Origin of the sequence: Streptococcus ruminantium, assembly GCF_003609975.1 — a bacterium.
In the GTDB taxonomy this organism is placed as follows: domain Bacteria; phylum Bacillota; class Bacilli; order Lactobacillales; family Streptococcaceae; genus Streptococcus; species Streptococcus ruminantium.
Genome location: NZ_AP018400.1, coordinates 1,632,296 through 1,655,785, shown reverse-complemented (window position 1 = coordinate 1,655,785; position 23,490 = coordinate 1,632,296). Strand labels below are relative to the sequence as shown.

The 23,490-nt window shown below is 41.3% G+C and carries 20 protein-coding genes; 12 read left to right on the top strand and 8 right to left on the bottom strand.

The genetic code is table 11. The annotated features are described in order from the left end of the window. Window positions 1-47 precede the first annotated feature (47 nt). Together SR187_RS10130 and SR187_RS10215 are read left to right on the top strand one after the other, a co-directional pair. A complete protein-coding gene (locus tag SR187_RS10130; protein ID WP_231996433.1) occupies window positions 48-281 on the top strand; it encodes a hypothetical protein in 234 nt (77 codons plus the stop codon). 114 nt (window positions 282-395) lie between these two features. Further along, window positions 396-512: a hypothetical protein gene (locus SR187_RS10215; RefSeq protein WP_269460237.1), complete on the top strand. Its 117-nt coding sequence runs from the start codon at window positions 396-398 to the stop codon at window positions 510-512. Between the two features lie 67 nt (window positions 513-579). On the opposite strand, the gene SR187_RS07845 is transcribed toward SR187_RS10215, so the two are convergent. From SR187_RS07845 to SR187_RS07810, 8 genes are all read right to left on the bottom strand, one after another. Next, entirely contained in the window at window positions 580-795 is a 216-nt protein-coding gene (locus SR187_RS07845) for a PspC domain-containing protein (RefSeq protein ID WP_120172086.1), read from the bottom strand. 12 nt (window positions 796-807) lie between these two features. Further along, window positions 808-2,082 (bottom strand): serine--tRNA ligase, encoded by a 1,275-nt coding sequence (serS, locus tag SR187_RS07840; protein ID WP_120172085.1) that lies wholly within the window; start codon window positions 2,080-2,082, stop codon window positions 808-810. A gap of 361 nt (window positions 2,083-2,443) precedes the next feature. Beyond that, complete coding sequence (locus SR187_RS07835) at window positions 2,444-2,815, bottom strand: DUF956 family protein (RefSeq protein ID WP_120172083.1); 372 nt, start codon at window positions 2,813-2,815, stop codon at window positions 2,444-2,446. Between the two features lie 60 nt (window positions 2,816-2,875). Continuing rightward, window positions 2,876-3,787 (bottom strand): PTS system mannose/fructose/sorbose family transporter subunit IID, encoded by a 912-nt coding sequence (locus tag SR187_RS07830; protein ID WP_024532470.1) that lies wholly within the window; start codon window positions 3,785-3,787, stop codon window positions 2,876-2,878. 17 nt (window positions 3,788-3,804) lie between these two features. After that, entirely contained in the window at window positions 3,805-4,611 is an 807-nt protein-coding gene (locus SR187_RS07825; protein WP_024532469.1) for a PTS mannose/fructose/sorbose transporter subunit IIC, read from the bottom strand. A gap of 29 nt (window positions 4,612-4,640) precedes the next feature. Next, window positions 4,641-5,633, bottom strand: a complete 993-nt coding sequence (locus SR187_RS07820; RefSeq protein WP_024532468.1) for a PTS sugar transporter subunit IIB — start codon at window positions 5,631-5,633, stop codon at window positions 4,641-4,643. Between the two features lie 843 nt (window positions 5,634-6,476). After that, window positions 6,477-10,877 carry a Cna B-type domain-containing protein gene (locus SR187_RS07815; RefSeq protein ID WP_120172082.1) on the bottom strand — a complete coding sequence of 1,467 codons (4,401 nt, stop codon included), beginning with the start codon at window positions 10,875-10,877 and terminating at the stop codon, window positions 6,477-6,479. A gap of 294 nt (window positions 10,878-11,171) precedes the next feature. Beyond that, window positions 11,172-11,984 carry a Cof-type HAD-IIB family hydrolase gene (locus SR187_RS07810; RefSeq protein ID WP_024533138.1) on the bottom strand — a complete coding sequence of 271 codons (813 nt, stop codon included), beginning with the start codon at window positions 11,982-11,984 and terminating at the stop codon, window positions 11,172-11,174. A 243-nt stretch (window positions 11,985-12,227) separates the two neighbouring features. Here SR187_RS07810 and SR187_RS07805 point away from each other — a divergent pair, with 243 nt between their 5' ends. The 10 genes from SR187_RS07805 (at window position 12,228) to SR187_RS07760 (ending at window position 23,480) form a co-directional block, all read left to right on the top strand. Continuing rightward, on the top strand, window positions 12,228-13,688 hold the full coding sequence (locus SR187_RS07805; protein ID WP_120172080.1) for an NCS2 family permease: 1,461 nt from the start codon (window positions 12,228-12,230) through the stop codon (window positions 13,686-13,688). Window positions 13,689-13,906: 218 nt separating this feature from the next. Further along, window positions 13,907-14,758 carry a MetQ/NlpA family ABC transporter substrate-binding protein gene (locus SR187_RS07800; RefSeq protein WP_120172078.1) on the top strand — a complete coding sequence of 284 codons (852 nt, stop codon included), beginning with the start codon at window positions 13,907-13,909 and terminating at the stop codon, window positions 14,756-14,758. A gap of 229 nt (window positions 14,759-14,987) precedes the next feature. Further along, window positions 14,988-16,352, top strand: coding sequence for a M20/M25/M40 family metallo-hydrolase (locus tag SR187_RS07795; RefSeq protein WP_120172077.1), 1,365 nt, complete (start codon window positions 14,988-14,990; stop codon window positions 16,350-16,352). Beyond that, window positions 16,345-17,409, top strand: a complete 1,065-nt coding sequence (locus SR187_RS07790; RefSeq protein WP_120172075.1) for a methionine ABC transporter ATP-binding protein — start codon at window positions 16,345-16,347, stop codon at window positions 17,407-17,409. Before SR187_RS07795 ends, SR187_RS07790 begins: the two co-directional genes overlap by 8 nt. Further along, entirely contained in the window at window positions 17,410-18,102 is a 693-nt protein-coding gene (locus tag SR187_RS07785) for a methionine ABC transporter permease (protein WP_120172074.1), read from the top strand. A gap of 355 nt (window positions 18,103-18,457) precedes the next feature. Further along, entirely contained in the window at window positions 18,458-18,988 is a 531-nt protein-coding gene (locus tag SR187_RS07780; protein WP_120172072.1) for an isoprenylcysteine carboxyl methyltransferase family protein, read from the top strand. An 806-nt stretch (window positions 18,989-19,794) separates the two neighbouring features. Then, the gene (gene glyQ, locus SR187_RS07775; RefSeq protein WP_120172071.1) at window positions 19,795-20,712 is read left to right on the top strand and encodes a glycine--tRNA ligase subunit alpha; all 918 of its coding nucleotides are present in this window, start codon (window positions 19,795-19,797) and stop codon (window positions 20,710-20,712) included. Next, entirely contained in the window at window positions 20,712-22,748 is a 2,037-nt protein-coding gene (glyS, locus tag SR187_RS07770) for a glycine--tRNA ligase subunit beta (RefSeq protein ID WP_120172069.1), read from the top strand. The genes glyQ and glyS overlap by 1 nt, the downstream gene beginning before the upstream one ends. Then, the gene (locus SR187_RS07765) at window positions 22,748-23,104 is read left to right on the top strand and encodes a hypothetical protein (RefSeq protein WP_024533148.1); all 357 of its coding nucleotides are present in this window, start codon (window positions 22,748-22,750) and stop codon (window positions 23,102-23,104) included. Before glyS ends, SR187_RS07765 begins: the two co-directional genes overlap by 1 nt. Before the next feature lie 118 nt (window positions 23,105-23,222). Beyond that, window positions 23,223-23,480: a DUF896 family protein gene (locus tag SR187_RS07760; RefSeq protein WP_024533149.1), complete on the top strand. Its 258-nt coding sequence runs from the start codon at window positions 23,223-23,225 to the stop codon at window positions 23,478-23,480. Window positions 23,481-23,490: the final 10 nt, after the last annotated feature.

Genomic DNA, 23,490 nt, shown 5'->3' with positions numbered 1-23,490 from the left:
TTGCTAGATTTGATACAATAGATAGAATAGCTTTTAGGGGGGCTATTATGTTAGTAGCGGCAACTGTATCAGATGCAGAAGAGTTATTGTCCATTCAACACCGTGTCTTTGGGGCCCTGTATGAAACCTATCGGGACCAATACAATCCTGCCATCGAAAGTCTGGATTGTTTCCAGTTGCGTTTTGCACGACCAAATTGCAAGTATTACAAGGTTGTTGAAGAAGGGAGAACAGTTGGATTAGCGCGAACAACAGTCGCTGAACATGCCGAGCGGGGCTAGATGGGACTGATTGGAATTGATCCAGCCTACAGAAGAAGAGTTTTTTGTCACAAGGCTATGTTAGAATTAGAGGACCTTTATCCGACAGTAAAACGTTAGGTGCTGTGTACGGTCTTGCAGGAAGCAAGATTAGTCGCTTTCTATGAAAATCTCGGCTACAAGGCCATCAAAACAGAGCCTGAACGAGAAGGCATGGGTATGGTCTATATGGAGAAACAGTTTTCGGAGTAGGGTGTTTTTGGGGAATAGAAAAAGACGATTTTGTTGGTCAATTGCACCAATGGAATCGTCCTTTATTTTAGTTTAATTCTGATTTATCTGGTAAGAGTATTGCTAGAATGATATAGGCAGTCAGAAAAGGCAAATTGGTTACAATGGCCAAAATGACGACAACCAATCGAACGTTTTCTAGCTTCCAACCATAGTTTTCATATAGTTCAAAGTAGTCATACAGTCCAGCGATAACACCAGCAATTTCCTTACGACTTTTATCCTTATACCATTTCTTTTGCATAATTTCTCACTCCTATGGCTTAATAACTTCCACACCGCCCATGTACGGACGGAGTACTTCTGGAATGGTTACAGAACCATCTTCATTTTGATAGTTTTCAAGGATTGCAGCAACGGTACGACCAACTGCAAGACCAGAACCGTTGAGAGTGTGCAGCAATTTGACTTTGCCATCTGCGGCAGCGCGGTAGCGAATCTGAGCACGCCGAGCTTGAAAATCTTCTGTGTTAGAACAGCTTGAGATTTCACGGTAAGTATTTTGAGCAGGAAGCCAGACTTCCAAGTCGTAGGTTTTAGCAGCAGAGAAGCCCATATCGCCCGTACAAAGAGCTAAAACACGGCATGGAAGACCAAGTTTTTGAAGGATATTTTCTGCGTTTGCTGTCATCTTTTCTAGTTCATCATAAGACTGCTCTGGCGTTGCAAATTTTACCATTTCAACCTTGTGGAATTGGTGCAGTCGAATCAGACCGCGAGTATCGCGACCGGCAGAACCAGCTTCAGAACGGAAAGACGGACTCATAGCTGTAAAGTATACAGGTAGATCACTTTCATCTAAAATCTCGTTGCGGTAGTAGTTGGTCAAAGGAACTTCTGCAGTTGGAATAAGGACAAATGGAGTGTCAGTCAACTCAAAAGTATCTTCCTTAAACTTGGGATATTGACCTGTACCGAACATAGAGTCTTGATTAACTATGTAAGGCGTGATGACTTCCTGATAGCCTTCTGCGATATGTTCATCTAACATAAAGTTGTAAAGAGCACGTTCCAAGCGAGCGCCCAACCCTTTATAGAAGAGAAAACGAGCGCCAGTAACTTTTGCTCCCCGCTCCCAGTCCAGTATTTTTAGGTCTTCTCCTAAATCCCAGTGAGCTTTGGGTTCAAAAGTGAACTCACGTGGTGTGCCCCAACGACGAACCTCTACGTTTTCCTCTTCATCAGCGCCGCTCGGAACAGAATCATGAGGTGTATTTGGAAGATGCGCTAGGATGACGTTCAATTTTTCATCAATTTCAAAGAGTTCTGCATCTAAGTTTTTCACATCAGCAGATAATTTTTGCATGGCCGCAATCTTATCGTCTGCATTTTCCTTGTTACGTTTTGCCTGAGCAATCTCAGCAGAAACAGTGTTACGTTTTGCTTTTAATTCCTCAACAACTATTAAAATTTGACGACGTTTAGCATCTAATTCCTTGATTTCAGTCAAGGTCTCAGCAGAGACACCGCGAGTAGCTAATTTGGCTGCAATAGCATCAAAGTCAGCACGAATACGTTTAACATCTAGCATAATACAAGATACCGAGGGCATAAAATCCGACTGAAAAATAGAAGACCAAGACAGTGTACCTGCATACAAGGTAGTCTATATTTTTTTGAGGAGTTAGCCCAAGTCCAATTTCACCACAAATTTTGATGTGGAAAAACTGAACTCTCCTTTCTATTTTTTTAAAATAAAATACACACATGATACCCTGCTGGAGCGACTTTCACCGCGGTTCCATCCAGCTTCACATGTGTGCACTTTTAAGTATTCAGTTTTATTACAACGGTAGAATTTCATCAGCTTCCCTTATCTGCTCGCAGCACCCACAGACTCTCTGAAAAGTTGGACTAACTACTTATCCGTTTGTCTTATTATACTTGATTTTCTATTTTTTGGCAAATAGATTTGAAAGTTTTTTGCTAATTGTTTGGATGAGAGTAGGGAGTTTGACTACTCTGTCGTTTCCGATATGGTTGCGAGCTACTTTGAGAATCTTTCCAGAGTCTTTGGAAGCGAATAAAAAACGACTTTTCTCAGTAGAGATTTCAAAATGACGACTAATCGTTTTACCTGTTACATTTGCACCAATACTTGTTATCTCTGACCAAGGAATCTGGACGTAACGTTCCACATTGCTGTCTGGGTAGAACTCTAGTGCCTTGTCTCCAATCAGAAATTTACCCACCTTACTTCCAAATCCGGTGTAGAAAGCTCCTGTGACCTGTAGCTCAACTGTTGTATTTTGTGATTGCGCCATATTCCCTCCATTTTTACTTCATTAGTATGCCACAAAACCCCGCGGGAGCGGGGTTTTATATTACATGATTCCGAAGAAACGTGCGATAATACCAACGATGAAGAGACCAATAATCATAGTGATAGGTGTCACTTTCTTCTTAAGCAAGTGCATGCAGAGGAAAGTGAGAAGAAGTCCCATCAAGCCTGGAATCAAACCGTTCAACTGACCTTGTAGGGTTTGTGCTTCTGTTGAGTGAAGACTAAGACCGCTGAGGGCTTTACCAAGGATACCTTGCAATTCTGCACCGGTTACAGCACCTTCTGGGAAAACGACATAAGCACCTTCTGACAGCTGTTTGCTAGGAAGGTCAACAGTAAAGTTGATTGATACCCAGCGTTGTACAAGTACAGCAAGGATGAACATACCGAGGATAGAAGCACCTTTAGTGATGTCTTGGAGGATACCACCAGACATATCTTTGGTAATCTCGCTACCAGCTTTGTAACCAAACTCTTGCGTGTACCACAAGAAGGCCATGCGAATAGCATTCCATCCAAAGAAGAAGAGCAAAGGACCAACGATGTTACCAGTCAATGCAAGAGACGCACCGAAGGCACCAAGGATCGGACGTACTGTAAACCAGAAGACTGGATCACCAATACCAGCAAGAGGTCCCATCATACCGATTTTCACCCCTTGAATAGCTGTGTCATCGATTTCAGCACCATTTGCGCGCTCTTCTTCAAGGGCAAGTGTCACACCAAGGATTGGTGAAGCAACGTATGGGTGAGTATTGAAGAACTCTAAGTGACGCTCAAGAGCAGCAGCTTGGTCTTCTTTTTTAGCGTATAACTTTTTGATAGCTGGGATCATTGCATAGGCCCAACCCAAGTTTTGCATACGCTCATAGTTCCATGAACCTTGAAGGAAGGTTGAACGCCACCAAACTTTTTTACGATCGCTTACGGAAAGTTGAATTTTTTCTGACATGATAAATCTCCCTTCTCTTAGTAGTCTTCAAGAATATCGCCGATTGGGTCGTTAGATGAAGCACCGCCGTTACCTGAGCCACCTTGTTTAGATAGGTTGAGGTAGATGAAGGCAATAGCGACACCGATAACACCTAGAGCGATAAGTGTTAGCTGATTGAGGGCAGCAAGGGCGAAACCAAGGGCGAAGAATGGCCATACTTCACGAGTTGCCATCATGTTGATAACCATAGCATAACCTACAGCAACAACCATACCACCACCAACAGCCATACCGCCTTTGAGCCATTCTGGCATTGCTTCAAGAACAGATTGAACAGCTTCAGCTGGCATTGCTAGAAGAAGAGCAGCAGGAACAGCGATACGCAAACCTTGAAGGACAAGTGCAAACAAGTGGTAGCGTTCAACAGCAGCAAAGTTAGCTTCTTTTGCAGCATTGTCAGCACCGTGAACAAGACCTACCGAGATTGTACGAACAATCATAGTAAGGAAGAGACCTGCTACTGCAAGAGGAATCGCAGCAGCTGTTGCGACTTTAATACCTACATCTGAAAAGTCGCCACCTTTAACCATGATGATGGCAGCTGCAACAGAAGCAAGAGCAGCATCAGGCGCAACAGCAGCACCAATGTTTGCCCAGCCAAGAGCGAGCATTTGTAGAGAACCACCAAGCATAATACCTGCAGTCAAATTACCGGTCACAAGACCGATAAGTGTACAAGCAACAAGTGGTTGGTGGAATTGAAATTCGTCAAGGATACCTTCAAGACCAGCGAAGAAGGCAACGATGACAACAAGAATTGCAGAAATAAGTGTAATATCCATGTTGAAATCCTTTCTTTATGCAGATGACATTATTGAACGTTGGCCTTGTTGATGAGTTCGAACAAGTCTTTTTTAGAGTCATTTGGTACTTTACGGACATCGAATTGAACACCGAGGTCACGCAATTTTTCAAAGGTTGCAACATCGTCTTTGTCCATTGACAATACGTTGTTAACCATTGTTTTACCAGTAGAATGAGCCATAGAACCGACGTTCAACTCTTTGATCTCAACGCCACCTTCAATAGCTTCGAGAGCTTCCTGAGGAGTTTCAAAGAGAATCAAAGCGTGTGTGTTACCAAAGCGAGGGTCTTTTGAAATCTCAATCAATTTTTTGATTGGTATAACGTTCGCTTTTACGTTACCAGGTGCAGCTTGCTTGATGAGCTGTTTACGCAATTCATCTTTTGCAACGGTATCTGAAGCAACAATAATGCGGTCTGCTTTAGAAGCAGGAGTCCAACCAGTCGCCACCTGACCATGCAAGAGGCGGGTGTCAACACGAGCCAAGTTGATTTTTAACTTACCATCACCGATGACAGTACCTGGAGGGATAGCACCTTGTGGTGCAGCAGGAGTAGCAGCGACTGTAGGAGTAGCTTCGGCTGGCTGAAGTTCTTCTGGAAGAACCTTGATACCATCCTTTGCTTCTTTGATAATGTTTGCCGCAACTTCTTCTACGCCAGCAGTAGCGTTAATCATACGCTCTGTGTAAGCTTGAATAAGCATCGGCAAGTTTAGACCAGTAATGATGGCAAACTTACGGTCTGGATTTTCACCAGCTACGCGGCTTGCTTGGTTAAATGGTGAACCACTCCAAAGGTCAGCCAACACCAAAACTTCATCATCGGCCTCAAATGCGTCAACAGCAGCATTGAGCTTAGCGTATAAATCATCTGGCCCTTCACTTGGCATAAAAGTAACAACTTGTACTTTTTCTTGTTCGCCAAAAATCATAGAACCTGACTGATGAATACCGGCAGCAAATTCGCCATGACTTGCAATAATGATTCCAATACTCATTATTAGACCTCCTAAATTTTTCTTGTTCATGTAAAAACCATTGAATGGGCTTTCATGTCCGAACGTTACTATTATAAAACGTTTTCACTTCTTTTGTCAAGTAAATTCGTGTAAAAACTATAAGAATTTCCAAAAAGATTGCATATAATTTTCAGAAAAGCAATAAAAATATGCAAAGAAAATATTAAGAATAGTTTGGATGGAGATTGATCTACTTGTCTTAGCCTTACCGACCTGATACGAAAATTACTCCCTTTAAAAACTCATATACGGGTGTATTTCCAGTAAGAACGGTGTGATTGATGCTCTACTTGGTCGCTGTGCGAAGGAACAAACTCTTCTATTCCACTGACGAGAGTTCAACATTAGTCACTTAAGGCATGAGTATAAAAATACGATATGGTCTCATCAGACGAAGTTCCGATACGTTGGTAAAAAAATTAAGGCTACTTTATCAGTTTCTGTGTGAGCTTCGCTGTTTATCAATCTTGTGTCTTGTATGACTTACTCACGACAATAAAAAGGTTTCTCGACTGCTCAATGAATCTGTGAATTATTGAGCAGAAAGTCATGATTACGGTTGCACATTATCTTTTAAAATTGTTCTATCAAAAAATAGTTCAACTTAGTCCTATCACTTTTTTCAGTAAACTTGTTTTCTCCTGCTTTATATTGAATAGGCAGTAATAAGATTCAAGTCTAGTAATGGATAAATTACGCAAAAAAGCGAACAAGATAGAATTCTAAATGATAGAAAACTATCTTTATTCGCTTTTGGATTATAGAGTTAAGACATTTGCCTTAGTCTCTCTTCCCCTCAATCACTCTGTGGGTTTGTCATGCCTATTTCCTCTTTCGGTAAATCGCTCGAGCACTGATAGTCGCGGCAAGTGCTAGTCCGACAAACGTCAGTCCTAGTCCGTTGAGACTTCCTGTTGATGGCAGTGGAGTCGATTTTTTCTTCTTAGGAGGAGTGGTTGGCTTGTAGGTGTTGGTAATGGTGACATTTCCATTTTCAACTTTTCCTACAGATGCTGTGTATCCATCAACCACTGAAACCTCTTTGACTGTATAGACAATATCTTTCTGGTTTGCTTTCTTGTCAAGTCCTGTCCAAGTATGCGTCCACTTGTTATCAGCAGTCAGGGTTACAGGTTCGCCCAACTTTTCACCGTCGGCATAGAGTTGAACTTGGATAGATCCAGGACGTTTACCGTCTTGATTATTGTTATCCTTCCAGACCTTGGTAACAGTGAGACTCGTCTGACCTGGTGTGTAACTGTTGGTAATGTTGTGTCCATCAATGGTTGTTGTATAGTTATCAACGGCATTCTCAGTTACAGTGTAGACGATTTCCTTCCCGTTAGCGTACTTCGGTAGGTTAGTAAAGGTATAGGTCCAATTCGTATCGGCAGAGACTTTCTGACTTTGAACGACTTCACCGTTAGCCAAGAGGTTTACGGTGATAGATTTTGGACGCTTACCGTCTTGGTCATTATTGTCATTCCAAGTCTTAGTCCCTGCAACTTCTGTTGTTTCTGGAGTGTGGGTGTTAGTGATGGTGGTTCCTTCTACAGATGAGGTATACCCGTTTGGTGTGTTCGCCTCTTCCGCAGTGTAGGTAATTTTCTTGCCATTTTTGTATTCAGGCAAGTCTGTGAATGTGTAGTTCCAATCACCGTTGGCATCTGGTTTGATGGTTGTTGTAGAAACTACCTGACCATCTGCCAGAAGGTTGACGATAATAGAAGTTGGGCGTAGACCATCTTGGTTGTCCTTATCTTTCCACACCTTGTTTACCTTGACAGAGGTTGTACTTGGTGTGTAACTGTTTGTGATATTGTAGCCATCCACCTTCATCTCATACCCGTCTACTTCTTCTTCTAAAACAGTATAGACGATTTCTTTTCCGTTAGCGTATTTCGGTAGGTCGGTGAAGGTATACTTCCAGTCGTTTTCAGCAGTGACTTGTTGGCTCTTGATGGCCTTACCATCCGCCAAGAGGTTTACGGTGATAGATTTCGGACGTTTACCGTCTTGGTCGTTGTTGTCATTCCAGGTCTTAGTACCTGCAACTTCCGTTGTTTCTGGAGTATGGGTATTGGTGATATTGGTTCCTTCTACCGTTGTTTCGTATCCCTCTACCTTTTCTTCTGAAACAGTGTAGACGATTTCTTTTCCGTTAGCGTACTTCGGTAGGTTAGTAAAGGTATAAGTCCAATTCGTATCGGCAGAGACTTTCTGACTTTGAACGACTTCACCGTTAGCCAAGAGGTTGACAGTGATAGATTTCGGACGTTTACCGTCTTGGTCATTGTTGTCATTCCAGGTCTTAGCACCTGAAACTTGCGTTGTTTCTGGAGTATGGGTATTGGTGATGGTAAAGTTATTGGTTGATGTTTGAGTTACTTTTGAAGTATAGCCATCAATAGCAGTGACTTCTTTGACGGTGTAGACGATGTCCTTTTTGTTTGCCTTCTTAGCAAGTCCTGTCCAGGTTGCTTTCCAGTTGTTCTCTTCAGAAAGGGTTTGGCTCTGTCCAGTGGCAACACCGTCTGCGTAGAGTTCTAGTTTGATTTCCCTGCGCAGTCCGTCTTGGTTGTTGTTGTCTTCCCAAACTTTTGTGGCAGTGACACTTGTTTCTCCCGGTGTGTAGCTGTTAGTGATATTGTAGCCATCATAGGTTGTAGTGTAATCTGCGACTGCTTTTTCACTAATCGTGTAGGTAATGGTAGCTCCATTTTTCTTAGCAGGTAGGTTTGAGAACTTGTAAGACCAGTTGTCGTCTGCGGTGACGATTTTGCTTGCGACCGGTTGACCGTCTGCCAAGAGGTTTACGGTAATAGATTTTGGACGTTTACCATCTTGGTCGTTGTTATCGTTCCAAGTCTTGGTACCTGCAACTTCTGTTGTTTCTGGAGTATGGGTGTTGGTGATGGTAGTTCCTTCTACCGTTGTTTCGTATCCCTCTACCTTTTCTTCTGAAACGGTGTAAGTGATTTTCTTGCCATTTTTGTATTCAGGCAAGTCTGTGAAGGTGTGGCTCCAATCGCCATCAGCATTTGGTGTGATCGTTTCCGTCTTAACAACTTCACCATCCGCCAAGAGGTTGACGGTAATGGAAGTTGGGCGCAGACCATCTTGGTTGTCCTTATCTTTCCAGACCTTGTTTACCTTGATAGAGGTTGTACTTGGTTTATAGGTGTTGGTAATGGTGACATTTCCATTTTCAACAGTTCCTACAGTAGTGGTGTATCCCTCTACTTTTGAGACTTCTTTGACGGTGTAGACGATGTCTTTTTTGTTTGCCTTCTTAGCAAGTCCTGTCCAAGTGTGTGTCCATTTGTTGGCTGCTGTTAGTGTCACGACCTCGCCAGATTTCTGGTCGTTAGCATAGAGTTGAACTTGGATAGCTTCAGGACGTTTACCGTCTTGATTGTCCTTGTCATCCCAAGCCTTGGTTACTGTGAGGCTAGTTTGACCAGGTGTGTAACTATTGGTGATATTGTACTTATCGTAGGTTGTGGTGTAGCCTTCAACAGCGTTTTCTGTCACGGTATAGACGATTTCTTTTCCGTTAGCGTACTTCGGTAGGTCGGTGAAGGTATACTTCCAGTCGTTTTCGGCAGTGACTTGTTGGCTCTTGATGACCTTACCATCAGCCAAGAGGTTTACGGTGATAGATTGTGGTCGTTTACCGTCTTGGTCGTTGTTATCGTTCCAAGTCTTAGTCCCTGAAACTTGCGTTGTTTCTGGAGTATGGGTGTTGGTGATGTTAGTTCCTTCCACCTTCATCTCATATCCGTCTACCTTTTCTTCTGAAACAGTGTAGACGATTTTTTCCCCATCTTTATCGTGTTGGTCCAAGCCTGAGAATTTATATGACCAATCATTCTCTGCAGTTACTTCTTTAGTCTGAACGATTGTTCCATTAGCCAGAAGATTAACTTTGATAGACTTTGGTCGTTTACCGTCTTGGTCGTTGTTATCCACCCAGGTCTTTTTGCCTTCAATGTCGGTGTTTGCTTTTTTATCTATAATGGTTACGATTGAATTATCAGCTATCCTCGTTACAGGGGCTGCAATCGCATAGCCTGCCGGAGCCTTTGTTTCAGTGATAGTATACTCATCCCTCAAAAGCCCAGTGACTTCCACTATCCCTTTTTCATCAGTCATAAATTTGCCAATCACTTGACCAGTTGCTGTGCGAGTAACGGTGAATTCAGCTCCTGCAAGAAGTTGACGCTCTTCATTTACTTTTTCAATGATTAAACCGTAGTTATAGCCACTAGCTGAACCAGAAGCGCCTTGATAGGTCTGCACATGACTGGCATGAGATCTTCTGGTAGTTCCAGTATAGTACTCTGCTAAATTATTAAGTTTTTCTCCGTTAATAAGAGTGTAGGCGGCTTTTACCCTGTACTTGATTCTGTATCCTTTCCCATTAATGTCCCCGAGTTTAACTTTAAAGGAGGTTTTATCGGAAGAAATCTCAATCTTATCCTTATACTTACTGGTGACATTAATCTCACTTCCTAATGCCCAGTAGTTCCACTCATTTTTATACCAGTTTCCTTCTTGGATTTCAAAGCTATCTTCCACATACTGTAAGCCAGGAGACTTAAGCTGATCTGAAATCGTTACATCAGGCACAGTTGACTTAGATGTATTGATATTAATCAAATACACTATTTCGTTGTTGTTAGAGCTAACTCCGTATTTCCAAAAGTCAATCTTATCGCTATCACCCTTAGTACCGGTATAGCTAAGCTTACCAGTACCAATCGTAATCTTAGTTTTATTATTTATCGTTATTTCTGCCGCAACCGTATTTGCTGTTGTTATTACCTTCCTATCCACAACAACGTTCATTTCGAGATGTCCTTTTATGTCGCTATGTTTCTCAACATAGTCTGTATAGGTCATTGTTAGTGTTTTGATTTTGGGTTCAATAACAGCTTTTGCGACAGCTTGTCCATCAGGAGCATAAACTTCAAATTCTTGATACCGTTGAAAATCCAGTTCTTTTGGTAAGGAGATGGTGGTTGTGTCATCTTTTTTTGTTCCATTAGGCACAGTAAAATCAAATGAAAATCTTGTGGAGTTTCCTCCTTCAACCACCTCAGGGGTTAGATTAGTGTTGCTAACCTCAATATCAACAGATTTTGCCGAGGCTGCTTGGGCAGAAAAAATCCCGCCAAACAACACCAGCAAGATTAGAAGTAGGTTTCTTAACTTAGTCATTGCGACCCTCCTTTTTTAATCAGTAATTGCTTTTTTTTTTTAGCATTTACGATAAAATTTTACCACTTAAACTACAGGAAGTTAAGAACAATCGGTTGACACTGTGTGGACTTGTTTTGGGGTTTTCCTTTATTAAAATTGAGCTATATAAATAAGAAAAACGAACAAAGATTTGACTTTCTCTTTCAAAAGTCAAATCTTTGTTCGTTTTGTAAATAAAATCTCATTGAGCATCAATGGATGATATAGGATTACTAAAATGAGAAAAGTTTTGTCTAAGCCTCTCTTGATTTGTTATAAAAATAGATTTTCTAGCTCTCGTGCTACTCCATCTTCAAAGTTGGCAAATTCTGTTAAACGATCTGCGTGTGGTCGGAGACGATTGCTACAATTTTTCATGGCGTAGGCGGTGCCAGCTAGTTCCAGCATTTCAATATCATTATGTTCATCTCCAAAAGCAATTAAATCTTGGGGACTAGCTTGATAGAGATTGAGGATATAACTAAGGGCTGTCGCTTTATTGACACCTTTTGCACAAGTTTCGAGGATATTTAATGGTCCGCCCCAAGTGTTGATTTCCAACTCGTTCTTAAAGTAAGCTTTCATTTCTTTTGCCAGTTCGTATTTATCTACTGCTCGAGTTTGCATGAGAATGGAATGAGGGTTGCTGGTAATACGTTCTGGTTTGATAAGAGTATCAGGGGTAATCTGTTCAACACCCATCAAGGTAGGGTCAATTTTGTCCAGATTGGTTTGAGTGATATAGAATTTCTTCTTGTATTCACCAGCAATAAAATCTGCCTCAAAATGTTCTTCTTCTTTAAGAAACTCTAAAAGATATTTTTTATCGATGAGGATATTCTGTTCCCATTGCCACTTTCTTTCTGGAAGATGAACTAGAGAACCATTGAAGTTGATCATGGGAGTATCTAGCTCCAGTTGATGATAAAAATTTTTTGCCATTCGATAAGGACGTCCTGTTGCAATAAGGACGGTGTGACCTGCTTGACGAATTTTTTTAATAGTCGATATGGTGTAGTCGGAAAGCTGACTATCATTATTTAGTAGAGTGCCATCTAAATCGATAGCAATTATTTTTTTCTTCATATTCTAGTTCCTTCTGAGCTTCTTCGTCTTGGACTGATAGTTTCAAGTATAGCAAAAGCAGGTAAGAAAAGCAAAGGCGTGGGTATTTTTTATTTGTAAGAAAAAAGAAATAAAGTTCGTAAAAGACGAACGAAAAATAAAAAAATAATGAAAATAACGTTTTCAAATCGCAAAAACTTGAAATATGAATCATTTTCTATTACAATATCTTTATCGTTCGTAAATTAAAGGAGAAATGAAAAAATGGATCAATTTTTCAAATTGAAAGAACATGGAACGACTGTTTCAACAGAAATTATGGCAGGTCTTACCACCTTCTTTGCCATGTCTTATATCTTATTTGTCAATCCAAGCGTGCTGAGTGTAGCTGGTATGCCTACACAGGCAGTATTTTTGGCAACAATTATTGCCAGTGCTGCTTCAACTCTTGTGATGGGACTCTTTGCCAATGTTCCTTATGCCTTGGCGCCAGGGATGGGCTTGAACGCCTTCTTCACTTATACAGTCGTTATCGGACTGGGTTTTAGTTGGCAGGAAGCTTTGGCTATGGTTTTCCTATGCGGCCTTTTCAACGTTTTTATCACTGTTACAAAGGTTCGTAAGAGCATCATTAAAGCCATTCCAGTTAGTTTGCAACATGCTATTGGTGGAGGTATCGGTGTCTTTGTAGCCTACCTTGGTTTTAAAAACTCCAACTTGATTACATTTCTAACATCTGGTTCAGACATTATTACGGTTAATGGTGTTGCTCCAGCTAGTGCGACGGCAGAAACCTTCTCAAAAGGTGTCTTCTCCGTCTTTGCCAAGGGCAGCGTTGTACCAGCAATCTCAACGTTCACGGATCCGAGCGTGCTTTTAACGGTATTCGGTCTTCTCTTGACAGCTATTTTGGTGATGAAGAATGTACGTGGTGCTATTTTGATTGGTATTGTTGTGACAACATTAGCTGGTATTCCAGTGGGTGTCGTTGATCTATCTACGATTGATTTTGCTAACAATAATATCGGAACGGCTTTTTCTGAGTTGGGAACAACCTTCCTTGCAGCTTTTGGAGGACTTTCCTCTCTTTTTGCAGATTCTAGCCGATTACCACTTGTTTTGATGACAATTTTTGCCTTCAGTTTATCAGATACATTTGATACTCTTGGTACCTTTATTGGTACAGGTCGCAAAACAGGAATTTTCTCAGCGGAAGATGAAGAAGCTCTGGAAAATGGTACGGGCTTCAATTCAAAAATGGATAAGGCTCTTTTTGCAGATGCTGTCGGTACTTCAATCGGTGCCCTCTTTGGTACATCAAATACGACCACTTATGTTGAGTCAGCGGCAGGAATCTCAGCAGGGGGACGCACAGGCTTAACAGCGGTAACAGCAGCAGTTTTGTTCCTCCTATCCACCTTTATCTTGCCATTTATCGGTATTGTACCAGCGGCGGCGACAGCTCCAGCACTGATTATCGTTGGTGTGATGATGGTTTCCTCCTTCTTGGATGTTGATTGGAGTCAATTTGAAGATGCGCTTCCAGCCTTCTTTGCAGCCTTCTTCATGGCCCTTTGTTTCTCCATTTCTTACGGTATTGCGGTATCCTTTATCTTCTACTGCTTAGTAAAAGTTTCGACAGGAAAGGCAAAAGAAGTTCATCCAATTCTTTGGGGAGCAACAGCCCTCTTCATTTTAAACTTTATTATTCTGGCAGTTTTATAGAAAATTTCCTGATTATATAATGATGAAACTGGTTCACCTATTCGGAGACCAGTTTTTAACGTTGTGGTTGATGGTTTTTGCATATTAAAATAAGCTATAAAAAATCTTGGTTTTATTATAGTTAAAAGTTATAACAAACTATAAAAAAAGTCAATTAGTCAGAACAAAGATTATGTGCTAAGATAGGTACAGTTCTAAATTTTAAGGAGATAGATTTTATGAAATTGAAAAACTGGTTTAGTTTGGTGGCAGTGGCCTTGACAGTAGGTCTCCTTGCTGCATGTGGTCACTCCTCATCGAAGTCAGAATCGTCCGCAACGACTGTGCATATTGGTGTGATGAGTTTGAGTGATTCAGAACAAGCACGTTGGGATAAAATTCAAGAGATTCTTGGTGATGAGGTAAAATTGAAATTCACTCAGTTCACCGATTACTCACAACCTAATAAGGCAGTAGTTGAAAAAGAAGTAGATATTAACGCCTTCCAGCACTATAACTTTTTGAAGAATTGGAATACAGAAAATGATGCCAATCTTGTGGCTATTGCAGATACCTATATTGCACCGATTCGTCTTTATTCTGGAACTGATGGTGGAAAGAACAAGTACACAAAAGTTGAAGATATTCCAAATGGAGCAGAAATTGCAGTACCAAATGATCCGACAAACGAGAGTCGTGCCCTTTACCTTCTTCAATCGGCAGGTTTGATTAAGGTAGGTGTGTCTGGTACAGAATTGGCGACAATCGCTGATATTACCGAAAATAAGAAAAATTTGAAGATTACGGAGTTAGATGCCAGTCAAACAGCAAGTTCACTCAGTTCAGTTGATGCAGCAGTTGTGAACAATACCTTTGTGTTGGAAGCTGGTTTGGATTATAAAAATGCCCTTTACAAGGAGCAAAAGGATGAAAATTCATCACAGTGGTATAACTTGATTGCTGCTCGTAGCGATTGGGAAAAATCAGAACAAGCAGCTGCTATCAAGAAAATCATTGCAGCCTACCACACAGATGAAGTGAAAAAGGTCATTGAGAAGACTTCAGATGGTATGGATGAGCCAGTTTGGTAATAACTGATCAAAATCATAGATGTATGCGGGTAAAGAGGCTGGCCTTTAGGCCGAGCCTCTTGTCTGCTTTTATGTTGTTTGGTTTGGCGCTTATTCTGCTGATGGATAAAGGAATTTGGCTTTCCGAATTTTCAGTTTTGTGTAATAATGAGTCTGGCAAAGCAAATAAAATATGTTGATTCTTGATTTGTTTTACCAGTCTGGTAATAGAAAGAGAAGGAATAGAAAAATGACAGATACAAGGATTCAGGCTTTTGAGCAGGATGCGATTATTCAGACCTATTTTGAAAAGTTAAAGGTCTTGATTTCAAAGAAGTCTATTTTTGCTCAACAGATTGGTTTGTTGGATGTGGCTACCTATTTGAAAGAAATGTTTGAAGAGGCTGGGGCAGAGGTTGTTTTGGATAATAGTTATGCAGCACCGTTTGTCATGGCTAAGTTTACTGCTAGCAACCCCAATGCCAAAACATTGATTTTTTATAATCATTATGACACGGTACCAGCAGATGGTGATCAAATTTGGACGGATCAACCTTTTGAATTAAGTATCCGTGATGGGTATATCTATGGCCGAGGTGTAGATGATGATAAAGGGCATATTACAGCGCGCTTGTCTGCACTAAAAAAATACCAAGCCAAGCATGAAGGACAGCTTCCTGTCAATGTTATTTTTATCATGGAAGGAGCAGAAGAATCGGCTTCTGTTGATTTGGATAAATATCTTGTCAGATATAAGGAACATTTAATTGGAGCAGATTTATTAGTTTGGGAGCAAGGTCACCGTAATAGTTTACACCAGTTGGAAATTGCTGGAGGGAACAAGGGGATTGTGACCTTTGATCTTTCTGTCAAATCGGCTGGGTTGGATATTCATTCTTCCTATGGTGGTGTTATTGATTCTGCAAGCTGGTATTTACTGGGAGCTCTCCAATCTATGCGGGCTGCAGATGGACGAATTTTGGTGGATGGTATCTATGAACAAGTACAAGAGCCTAATGAGCGAGAGCTAGCTTTGGTTGATGAATTTGCTCTAGCCACCAGTCAATCTATGAAAGAAATCTATGGTTTGACCTTGCCAACTTTGGTGGAGGATCGCCGAGAGTTCTTGAAACGTTTGTATTTTGAACCGTCCATCACTATTGAAGGACTATCAACAGGTTATCTTGGTCAGGGTGTGAAGACAATTATACCTGCTCAGGCTTCAGCCAAGATGGAGGTTCGTCTAGTACCGGGTTTAGAGCCGCATGATGTTTTGGATAAGATTCGCAAGCATCTGGACAGGCATGGTTTTGAAAAGGTGGAGATTAGCTTTACCTTAGGAGAAATGAGTTACCGTAGTGATATGTCTGCGCCTGCCATTGTCAATGTTATTGAGTTGGCCAAGAAGCTAACCCCAGAAGGTGTGGCAGTCTTGCCAACCTCTCCAGGGACCGGTCCCATGCATACAGTCTTTCATGCTTTAGGTGTGCCGATTGCTGGCTTTGGCTTGGGAAATGCCAATAGCCGCGATCATGCCGGTGATGAAAATGTCAGCATTGTAGACTATTATAGCCATGTCAAATTAGTAGAGGAGTTGATTGCAAGTTATGAGTAGAAAAATGATTAAGTTGGATAATATTGATGTGACTTTTCATCAGAAAAAACGCACGATTGAAGCAGTAAAAGATGTGACGATTCATGTTCAACAAGGTGACATCTATGGTATTGTAGGTTATTCTGGTGCCGGTAAGTCAACACTTGTTCGTGTTATCAATCTTTTACAGGTACCAACTGCTGGAAAGATTACAATTGATGAGGATGTAATCTATGAGGATGACAGGGTAACCTTGACTTCGGCACAACTGCGGAGTAAACGCAGAGAGATTGGAATGATTTTCCAGCACTTCAATTTGATGGCTCAGATGACAGCTGAGGAAAATGTAGCATTTGCCCTCAAACACTCAGGCTTGAGCAAGCAGGAAAAAAAGGAAAAAGTTGCTAAACTCTTGGAATTAGTAGGACTTTCTGACCGTTCAGAAAACTATCCTTCTCAGCTATCTGGTGGTCAAAAGCAACGTGTTGCCATTGCGCGTGCCTTGGCAAATGACCCTAAAATATTGATCTCAGATGAATCAACTTCTGCCTTGGATCCTAAAACGACCAAGCAAATTTTATCACTTCTGCAAGAACTGAACGAAAAATTGGGGTTGACGATTGTCATGATTACCCATGAAATGCAGATTGTCAAAGATATTTGTAATCGTGTTGCAGTTATGCAGGATGGTCGATTGATTGAGGAAGGTTCTGTTCTTGATATTTTCTCTCACCCAAAAGAGGAATTGACCCAAGACTTTATCAAAACAGCAACAGGAATTGATGAAGCTTTGGTAAAAATTTATCAGCAGGATATTGTGAAGAACCTACCGAAGGATAGTCTTTTGGTTCAGCTCAAATATTCTGGTTCAAATACAGACACAGCTATTGTTAACGACTTGTATAAATTTTATCAGGTATCTGCTAACATTCTCTATGGAAATATTGAGATTTTAGACCATACACCAGTGGGTGAAATGGTGGTTATCTTGTCTGGGGATTCGGGACAACTGCACCGGGCTTTGGAAGCAGTGGCAGAGGCGCATGTTGAAGTGACGATTTTGAAAGGGGTGAACTAGATGTTCGAATGGATTCAAGCGAATTTTCCAAATATTTATAAACTAGGATGGGATGGTCAGACAGGTTGGTTGACGCACTTTAATTTGACCTTATATATGACATTTGCTTCTTTTGCAGCAGGTGGATTTTTGGGATTGATCTCAGGTTTGTTTTTGGTCTTAACAGGTCCACATGGGGTTATTGCAAACAGGCTGATTTACTGGATTTTGGATAAGATAGCTTCCATTTTTCGAGCTATCCCATTTATCATCTTACTTGCAGCCATTGCACCTGTGACGAGGCTTATTGTTGGAAAATCAATCGGTACAGAGGCAGCTTTGGTTCCTCTAGCCTTATCGGTTTTTCCATTTTTCGCCCGTCAGGTAGAGGTGGTCTTATCAGAGTTGGATCGGGGTGTTATCGAAGCAGCTCAAGCTTCAGGCGCTACCTTCTGGGATATTGTTCTGGTCTACCTTCGTGAGGGATTGCCAGATTTGATTCGTGTAACGACTTTGACTCTGGTTTCTTTGGTAGGTTATACAGCTATGGCAGGTGCTATCGGTGCTGGTGGTTTGGGACAAGTTGCCTTGTCCTATGGTTATCTACGGTATAACCATGATGTGACCTTCTTTGCTACCTTCTTGATTTTGGTAATTATCTTTGCCATCCAGTTTGTCGGTGACTTCCTTACAAGAAAGATTAGCCATCGGTAGGTTTATGTAGCCCCCTTCAAGCTGCGGTAGGTGCATAATTCGGAAAAAGACGAATGTTTTTGATATAGATTTGCCATTTATTCTTGTTCGTCTTGTATCACAGTGGAGTCAGAGGAACTCTGCTGTGTTTTTCTTTTCAATCTTCTTCAAGAATCAAACCGATCTTTTATCGACTTCCTTGGAGGAACTTTAGCTCTATCTGTAAGCATGTTTTCTCATTTTTGATTTTCATTGAGTATAAAATAGAGTGTGACAGCTGATAGTTTACCTCTTTGTATGATTGACATAGCTCCTGCTTTTCGATAAGATAATAGGCATATACAAATGGAAAAATTGATTATAAGGAGTAAGATAAATGTCTATTGTTATTGTCATCATGTTAGTGATGTTTGGAATTCGGCTAGCGTTTTTAAAATTGTCAATTCAAAATGAAAAACGAATTTTAGCCAACGGAGGTAAAGAGTATGGGGTTTCAAATACAAAACTGATCACCCTTTTGCATATATTGTTTTATCTGATGTGTATAGTAGAGGCGATTGTTTATAAAGTACAACTAGATAGCGTTGGTTACCTTGGTCTCGCTCTTATGCTGTTTTCACTTCTTGTATTATGTGTCGTGACTCGTTTGTTGGGAGAAATTTGGACAGTAAAATTGATGCTGTTGAAGGAACACAAATTTGTAGATCATTGGTTGTTCCGAGTTGTTAAGCATCCAAATTATTTCCTAAACATTGCTCCAGAACTGCTTGGGATTCTTCTGCTTTGTCATGCAAAATTCGCTGCTTTAATCTTGCCATTTTATGCCTATGCTATTTACAAGCGGATTTGTGAGGAAAATTGGTTGTTGAAAGAAATCATCATTCCAAATGGTATCAAGGAAAAATAATCTCACTTCAATATGTAAGTCGTGGACAAATTCTCTATTTTCTGCTACAATGTTTTATACAAAAGAAAGCCTCAAGGCGTTCTTTAAGCGAGTGCAGGGTAGTGGGAGCTGGACAGGACAAGTTGAGTAGCTGGCGCTTTTGGGTTAGATACTGAAAAATTGCATCACAATGAAGTCATAAATTAGGGTGGAACCGCGTGCCATACGCCCCTATGCGTTAGCTAGGAGTGTATGGTAGGTGGTTTTTTGCTATAATAATCAACTATCCAAAAGGAGTGCAACGATGCTTACGGGTTCGGTACGAGACTGGGGATTTATGTGGGGGCAGTGTCTTTTGCCATTGCTTGTTTTGTCGTAAGAATTGTCTCAGCTTTTTCGGTTCATGCTAGAGTAAGGCGAGAGATATTCAAGTGGACATCGGGCGAAGATAAATGAGCGACCTATGAGTTGTCGCAGGGGAAAATTCGCTACTACTATTCAAGCTATTGCAGTCAGATTTATCATACCAGTCAGGCAGACTAACTGCTTTTGTTTTGAAGCTGGGAACGATTGATAGTTGTGACCAGGCTCTTGAGCAGTTGCCTTGGTTAGATGGCTAGTGCTAATTCATTAGTTATAAAAAAGGGGGATATTATGTCACAAAAATTAACTTTTACCTCGTCCAAGCGACTTTAGCGCCTTAAGGTGTTAGTCACTAACGGTCACCGCTATGGCGGCTGACCTAGACGATGCACTGGGTTGTTTCCACTAGCATTATCGGCTTGCGGAAACAACTGTCGCCAAAAATAATTTAATAAGGAGTACTTATGTCACAAAAATTAACTTTCCAAGAGATTATTCTCACTTTACAACAATTTTGGAATGAGCAGGGCTGCATGTTGATGCAGGCCTACGATACGGAAAAAGGGGCGGGTACCATGTCACCTTATACCTTCCTGCGTGCCATCGGTCCAGAGCCTTGGAATGCAGCTTACGTTGAACCATCACGTCGTCCTGCTGATGGTCGTTATGGGGAAAACCCAAATCGCCTCTATCAGCACCACCAATTCCAAGTAGTGATGAAGCCATCTCCAGCTAATATCCAAGAACTCTACTTGGAATCCTTGGAACGTCTGGGCATCAATCCATTGGAACATGATATTCGATTTGTTGAAGATAACTGGGAAAATCCGTCAACTGGGTCAGCTGGTCTTGGTTGGGAAGTCTGGTTAGATGGTATGGAAATTACTCAATTTACTTATTTCCAACAGGTTGGTGGTTTAGCAACAGGGCCTGTAACTGCTGAGGTAACTTACGGATTGGAGCGCTTGGCTTCCTATATTCAAGAAGTTGATTCGGTTTATGACATTGAGTGGGCTGCTGGTGTTAAGTATGGTGAAATCTTTACTCAGCCGGAGTATGAGCATTCAAAATATAGCTTTGAGGTTAGTGATCAAACTCTTCTCTTGGAGAATTTTGAAAAATTTGAAAAAGAGGCAGGACGTTGCCTGGAAGAAAATCTTGTTCATCCTGCCTTTGACTATGTTCTCAAGTGTTCACATACCTTTAACCTGCTAGATGCCCGTGGAGCTGTATCTGTGACAGAACGCGCAGGCTATATTGCTCGCATCCGTAATCTTGCCCGTGTCGTTGCTAAAACTTTTGTAGAAGAGCGCAAACGCTTGGGATACCCACTTTTGGATGCAGCAACACGAGCAGAATTACTAAAGGAGGATGCAGAATAATGGTTAAAAATTTACTTGTTGAACTTGGTTTGGAAGAAATTCCTGCCTACATCGTAACCCCGGCCATGCAGCAATTGTGTGATCGTATGGCTACCTTTTTGACAGATAATCGTCTGTCTTTTGAAACAATTGATACATTTTCAACACCACGCCGTTTGGCTGTTCGTGTCCGTGGTTTGGCTGATCAACAGACAGACTTGACAGAGGACTTCAAGGGACCTGCTAAGAAGATTGCCTTGGATGCAGATGGAAACTTTACCAAAGCAGCAGAAGGTTTTGTACGTGGTAAGGGACTGACAACAGCAGACATCCGTTTTGAGAATATTAAAGGTGAAGAATATGTCTATGTGACCAAGCACGAGGTTGGAAAGCCAGCTAAGGAAGTTTTAGCAGGGATTCCAGAGGTTTTAAAGGCTATGACCTTCCCTGTCAGCATGAATTGGGCATCTAACAAGTTTGCCTATATTCGTCCTGTTCATACTATGACAGTTTTGTTAGATGATGAGGTACTTGAGATGGACTTCTTGGGGATTTCATCAGGTCGCATCAGTCGTGGGCATCGTTTCCTTGGTCAAGAAACAGAGATCGCAAGTGCAGATTCTTATGAGGCAGATTTACGTGCGCAGTTTGTCATTACAGACCCGGTAGAACGCCAAGGCATGATTGTGGAACAAATCAAGAATATTGAGGAAGAACATGATGTCACTGTTGAAGTTGACGAGGATCTTCTGAATGAGGTTTTGAACCTGGTCGAGTATCCAACTGCTTTTATGGGCTTTTTCGATACCAAGTATTTGGAAGTTCCAGAAGAGGTCTTGGTGACTTCGATGAAAAACCACCAACGTTACTTTGTTGTACGTGATAAGGCTGGTAAGCTTTTGCCAAACTTTATCTCTGTTCGTAATGGCAATGATCAGTATCTTGATAATGTCATCAAGGGAAATGAGAAGGTTCTGATTGCTCGTTTGGAAGATGGAGAGTTTTTCTGGCGTGAAGATCAAAAACTCAAAATTGAAGATTTGGTAGATCGTTTGAAAGCTGTGACCTTCCATGAAAAAATTGGCTCGCTTTATGAACACATGGAACGCACTAAGGTGATTGCAGCTAAACTAGCAGACTTGGCTGACTTGTCCGCTGATGAGAAGGTAGATTTGGCACGTGCGGCCGATATTTATAAATTTGATCTTTTGACTGGTATGGTCGGTGAGTTTGATGAATTACAAGGCATCATGGGGGAGAAGTATGCTCTTCTTGCGGGGGAAAATCCAGTGGTAGCAGCAGCTATTCGTGAGCATTACTTACCGAATTCTTCCGAGGGGAATCTTCCTGAAAGTAGGGTTGGTGCGGTATTGGCCCTGGCTGATAAATTCGATACCTTGCTTTCCTTCTTCTCAGTTGGATTGATTCCGTCAGGATCAAACGACCCTTATGCTCTCCGTCGTGCTACCCAAGGTATTGTGCGCATCTTAGAAGCATTTGGTTGGGAAATTCCATTGGATGTATTGATTGCTGAGTTGTATAGCTTGAATTTTGCCAGCATGAGCTATGCTCATCAGACTGAGGTTATGGACTTTATCCGTGCGCGTGTAGAGAAAATGATGGATAGTGCTATTCCGAAAGATATTCGTGAGGCTGTGTTAGCCAGCTCGACCTATGTGGTTAGGTTGCAACTAGCGGCCAGCTCTGCTATTTTCCAAAAATCAGGTGAAGCAAGCTATAAGGAGGCTGTGGAAAACCTATCACGGGTCTTCAACTTGGCTGAAAAGGCTGAGACGATCATGATTGATGAAGCTCTTTTTGAAAATGATGAGGAGAGAGCTTTGGCTGAAGCAGTTGCTGGTCTGGAATTGACAGAAGATATGATTGGGAACTTGGATAAACTCTTTGCTCTTAGTCCAGTCATTGCTGCTTTCTTTGATAACACTATGGTAATGGCGGATGATGTAGCTATCAAAGCCAATCGCTTGGGGATCCTGAAAGCTTTGGCTGAAAAGGCAGAAGCGGTCGCAGTCTTCAACCTCTTGAATAGTAAGTAATGATGAAGAAAATCGTAAAACTGTTTGGTATTTTAGTCTGCATTTTAATAATAGCAGCTTGTACTTCCAAAACTTCTTCGACAGCTTGGTTAGAGGGGAATTGGCAGAGTGAGGAGTGGTCGGTTATTTACACCTTTAAGGAGTCTGAAAAAGGATGGATTATTTCTGGTGGAGATACTGTTTTAACAGAAGGAGCAAGTTTGACTCAAAATGAAGAAGGCTGGGTTTTAACGGATTCTAGTGGGGCTACTTTCCATATTAAGAAGATAGAGGAAAATCGTATCTCCTTCCAACAGGTAGCCTCAACGGGAACACTTGGAACAACTACTAGTGTGGAATTTACGAAATTAAAGTAGTAGAGAAAGGAATTGAACACGGGCTAAGGACTGTATAAAAGAGATGTTTTTTCTCGTATAAATGATACGGTGGAAAACTCCTATTCTTATTTCGTCCTTAACGCCCTTTGTATCTTATATGGAACAAGCAAAAATCAATCGTATCAATGAATTAGCTAAGAAGAAAAAAGCAGGTACTTTGACACCAGAAGAAAAAGTGGAGCAAGCAAAGTTGCGTGAGGAGTATATTGAAGGGTATCGTCGTGCCATTCGTCATCACATTGAAGGAATTAAGCTCGTGGATGAAGAAGGAAACGATGTCACACCTGAAAAACTTCGTCAAGTTCAACGAGAAAAGGGGTTACACGGGCGGAGCTTGGATGATCCGAACTCTTAAATATAAAAAG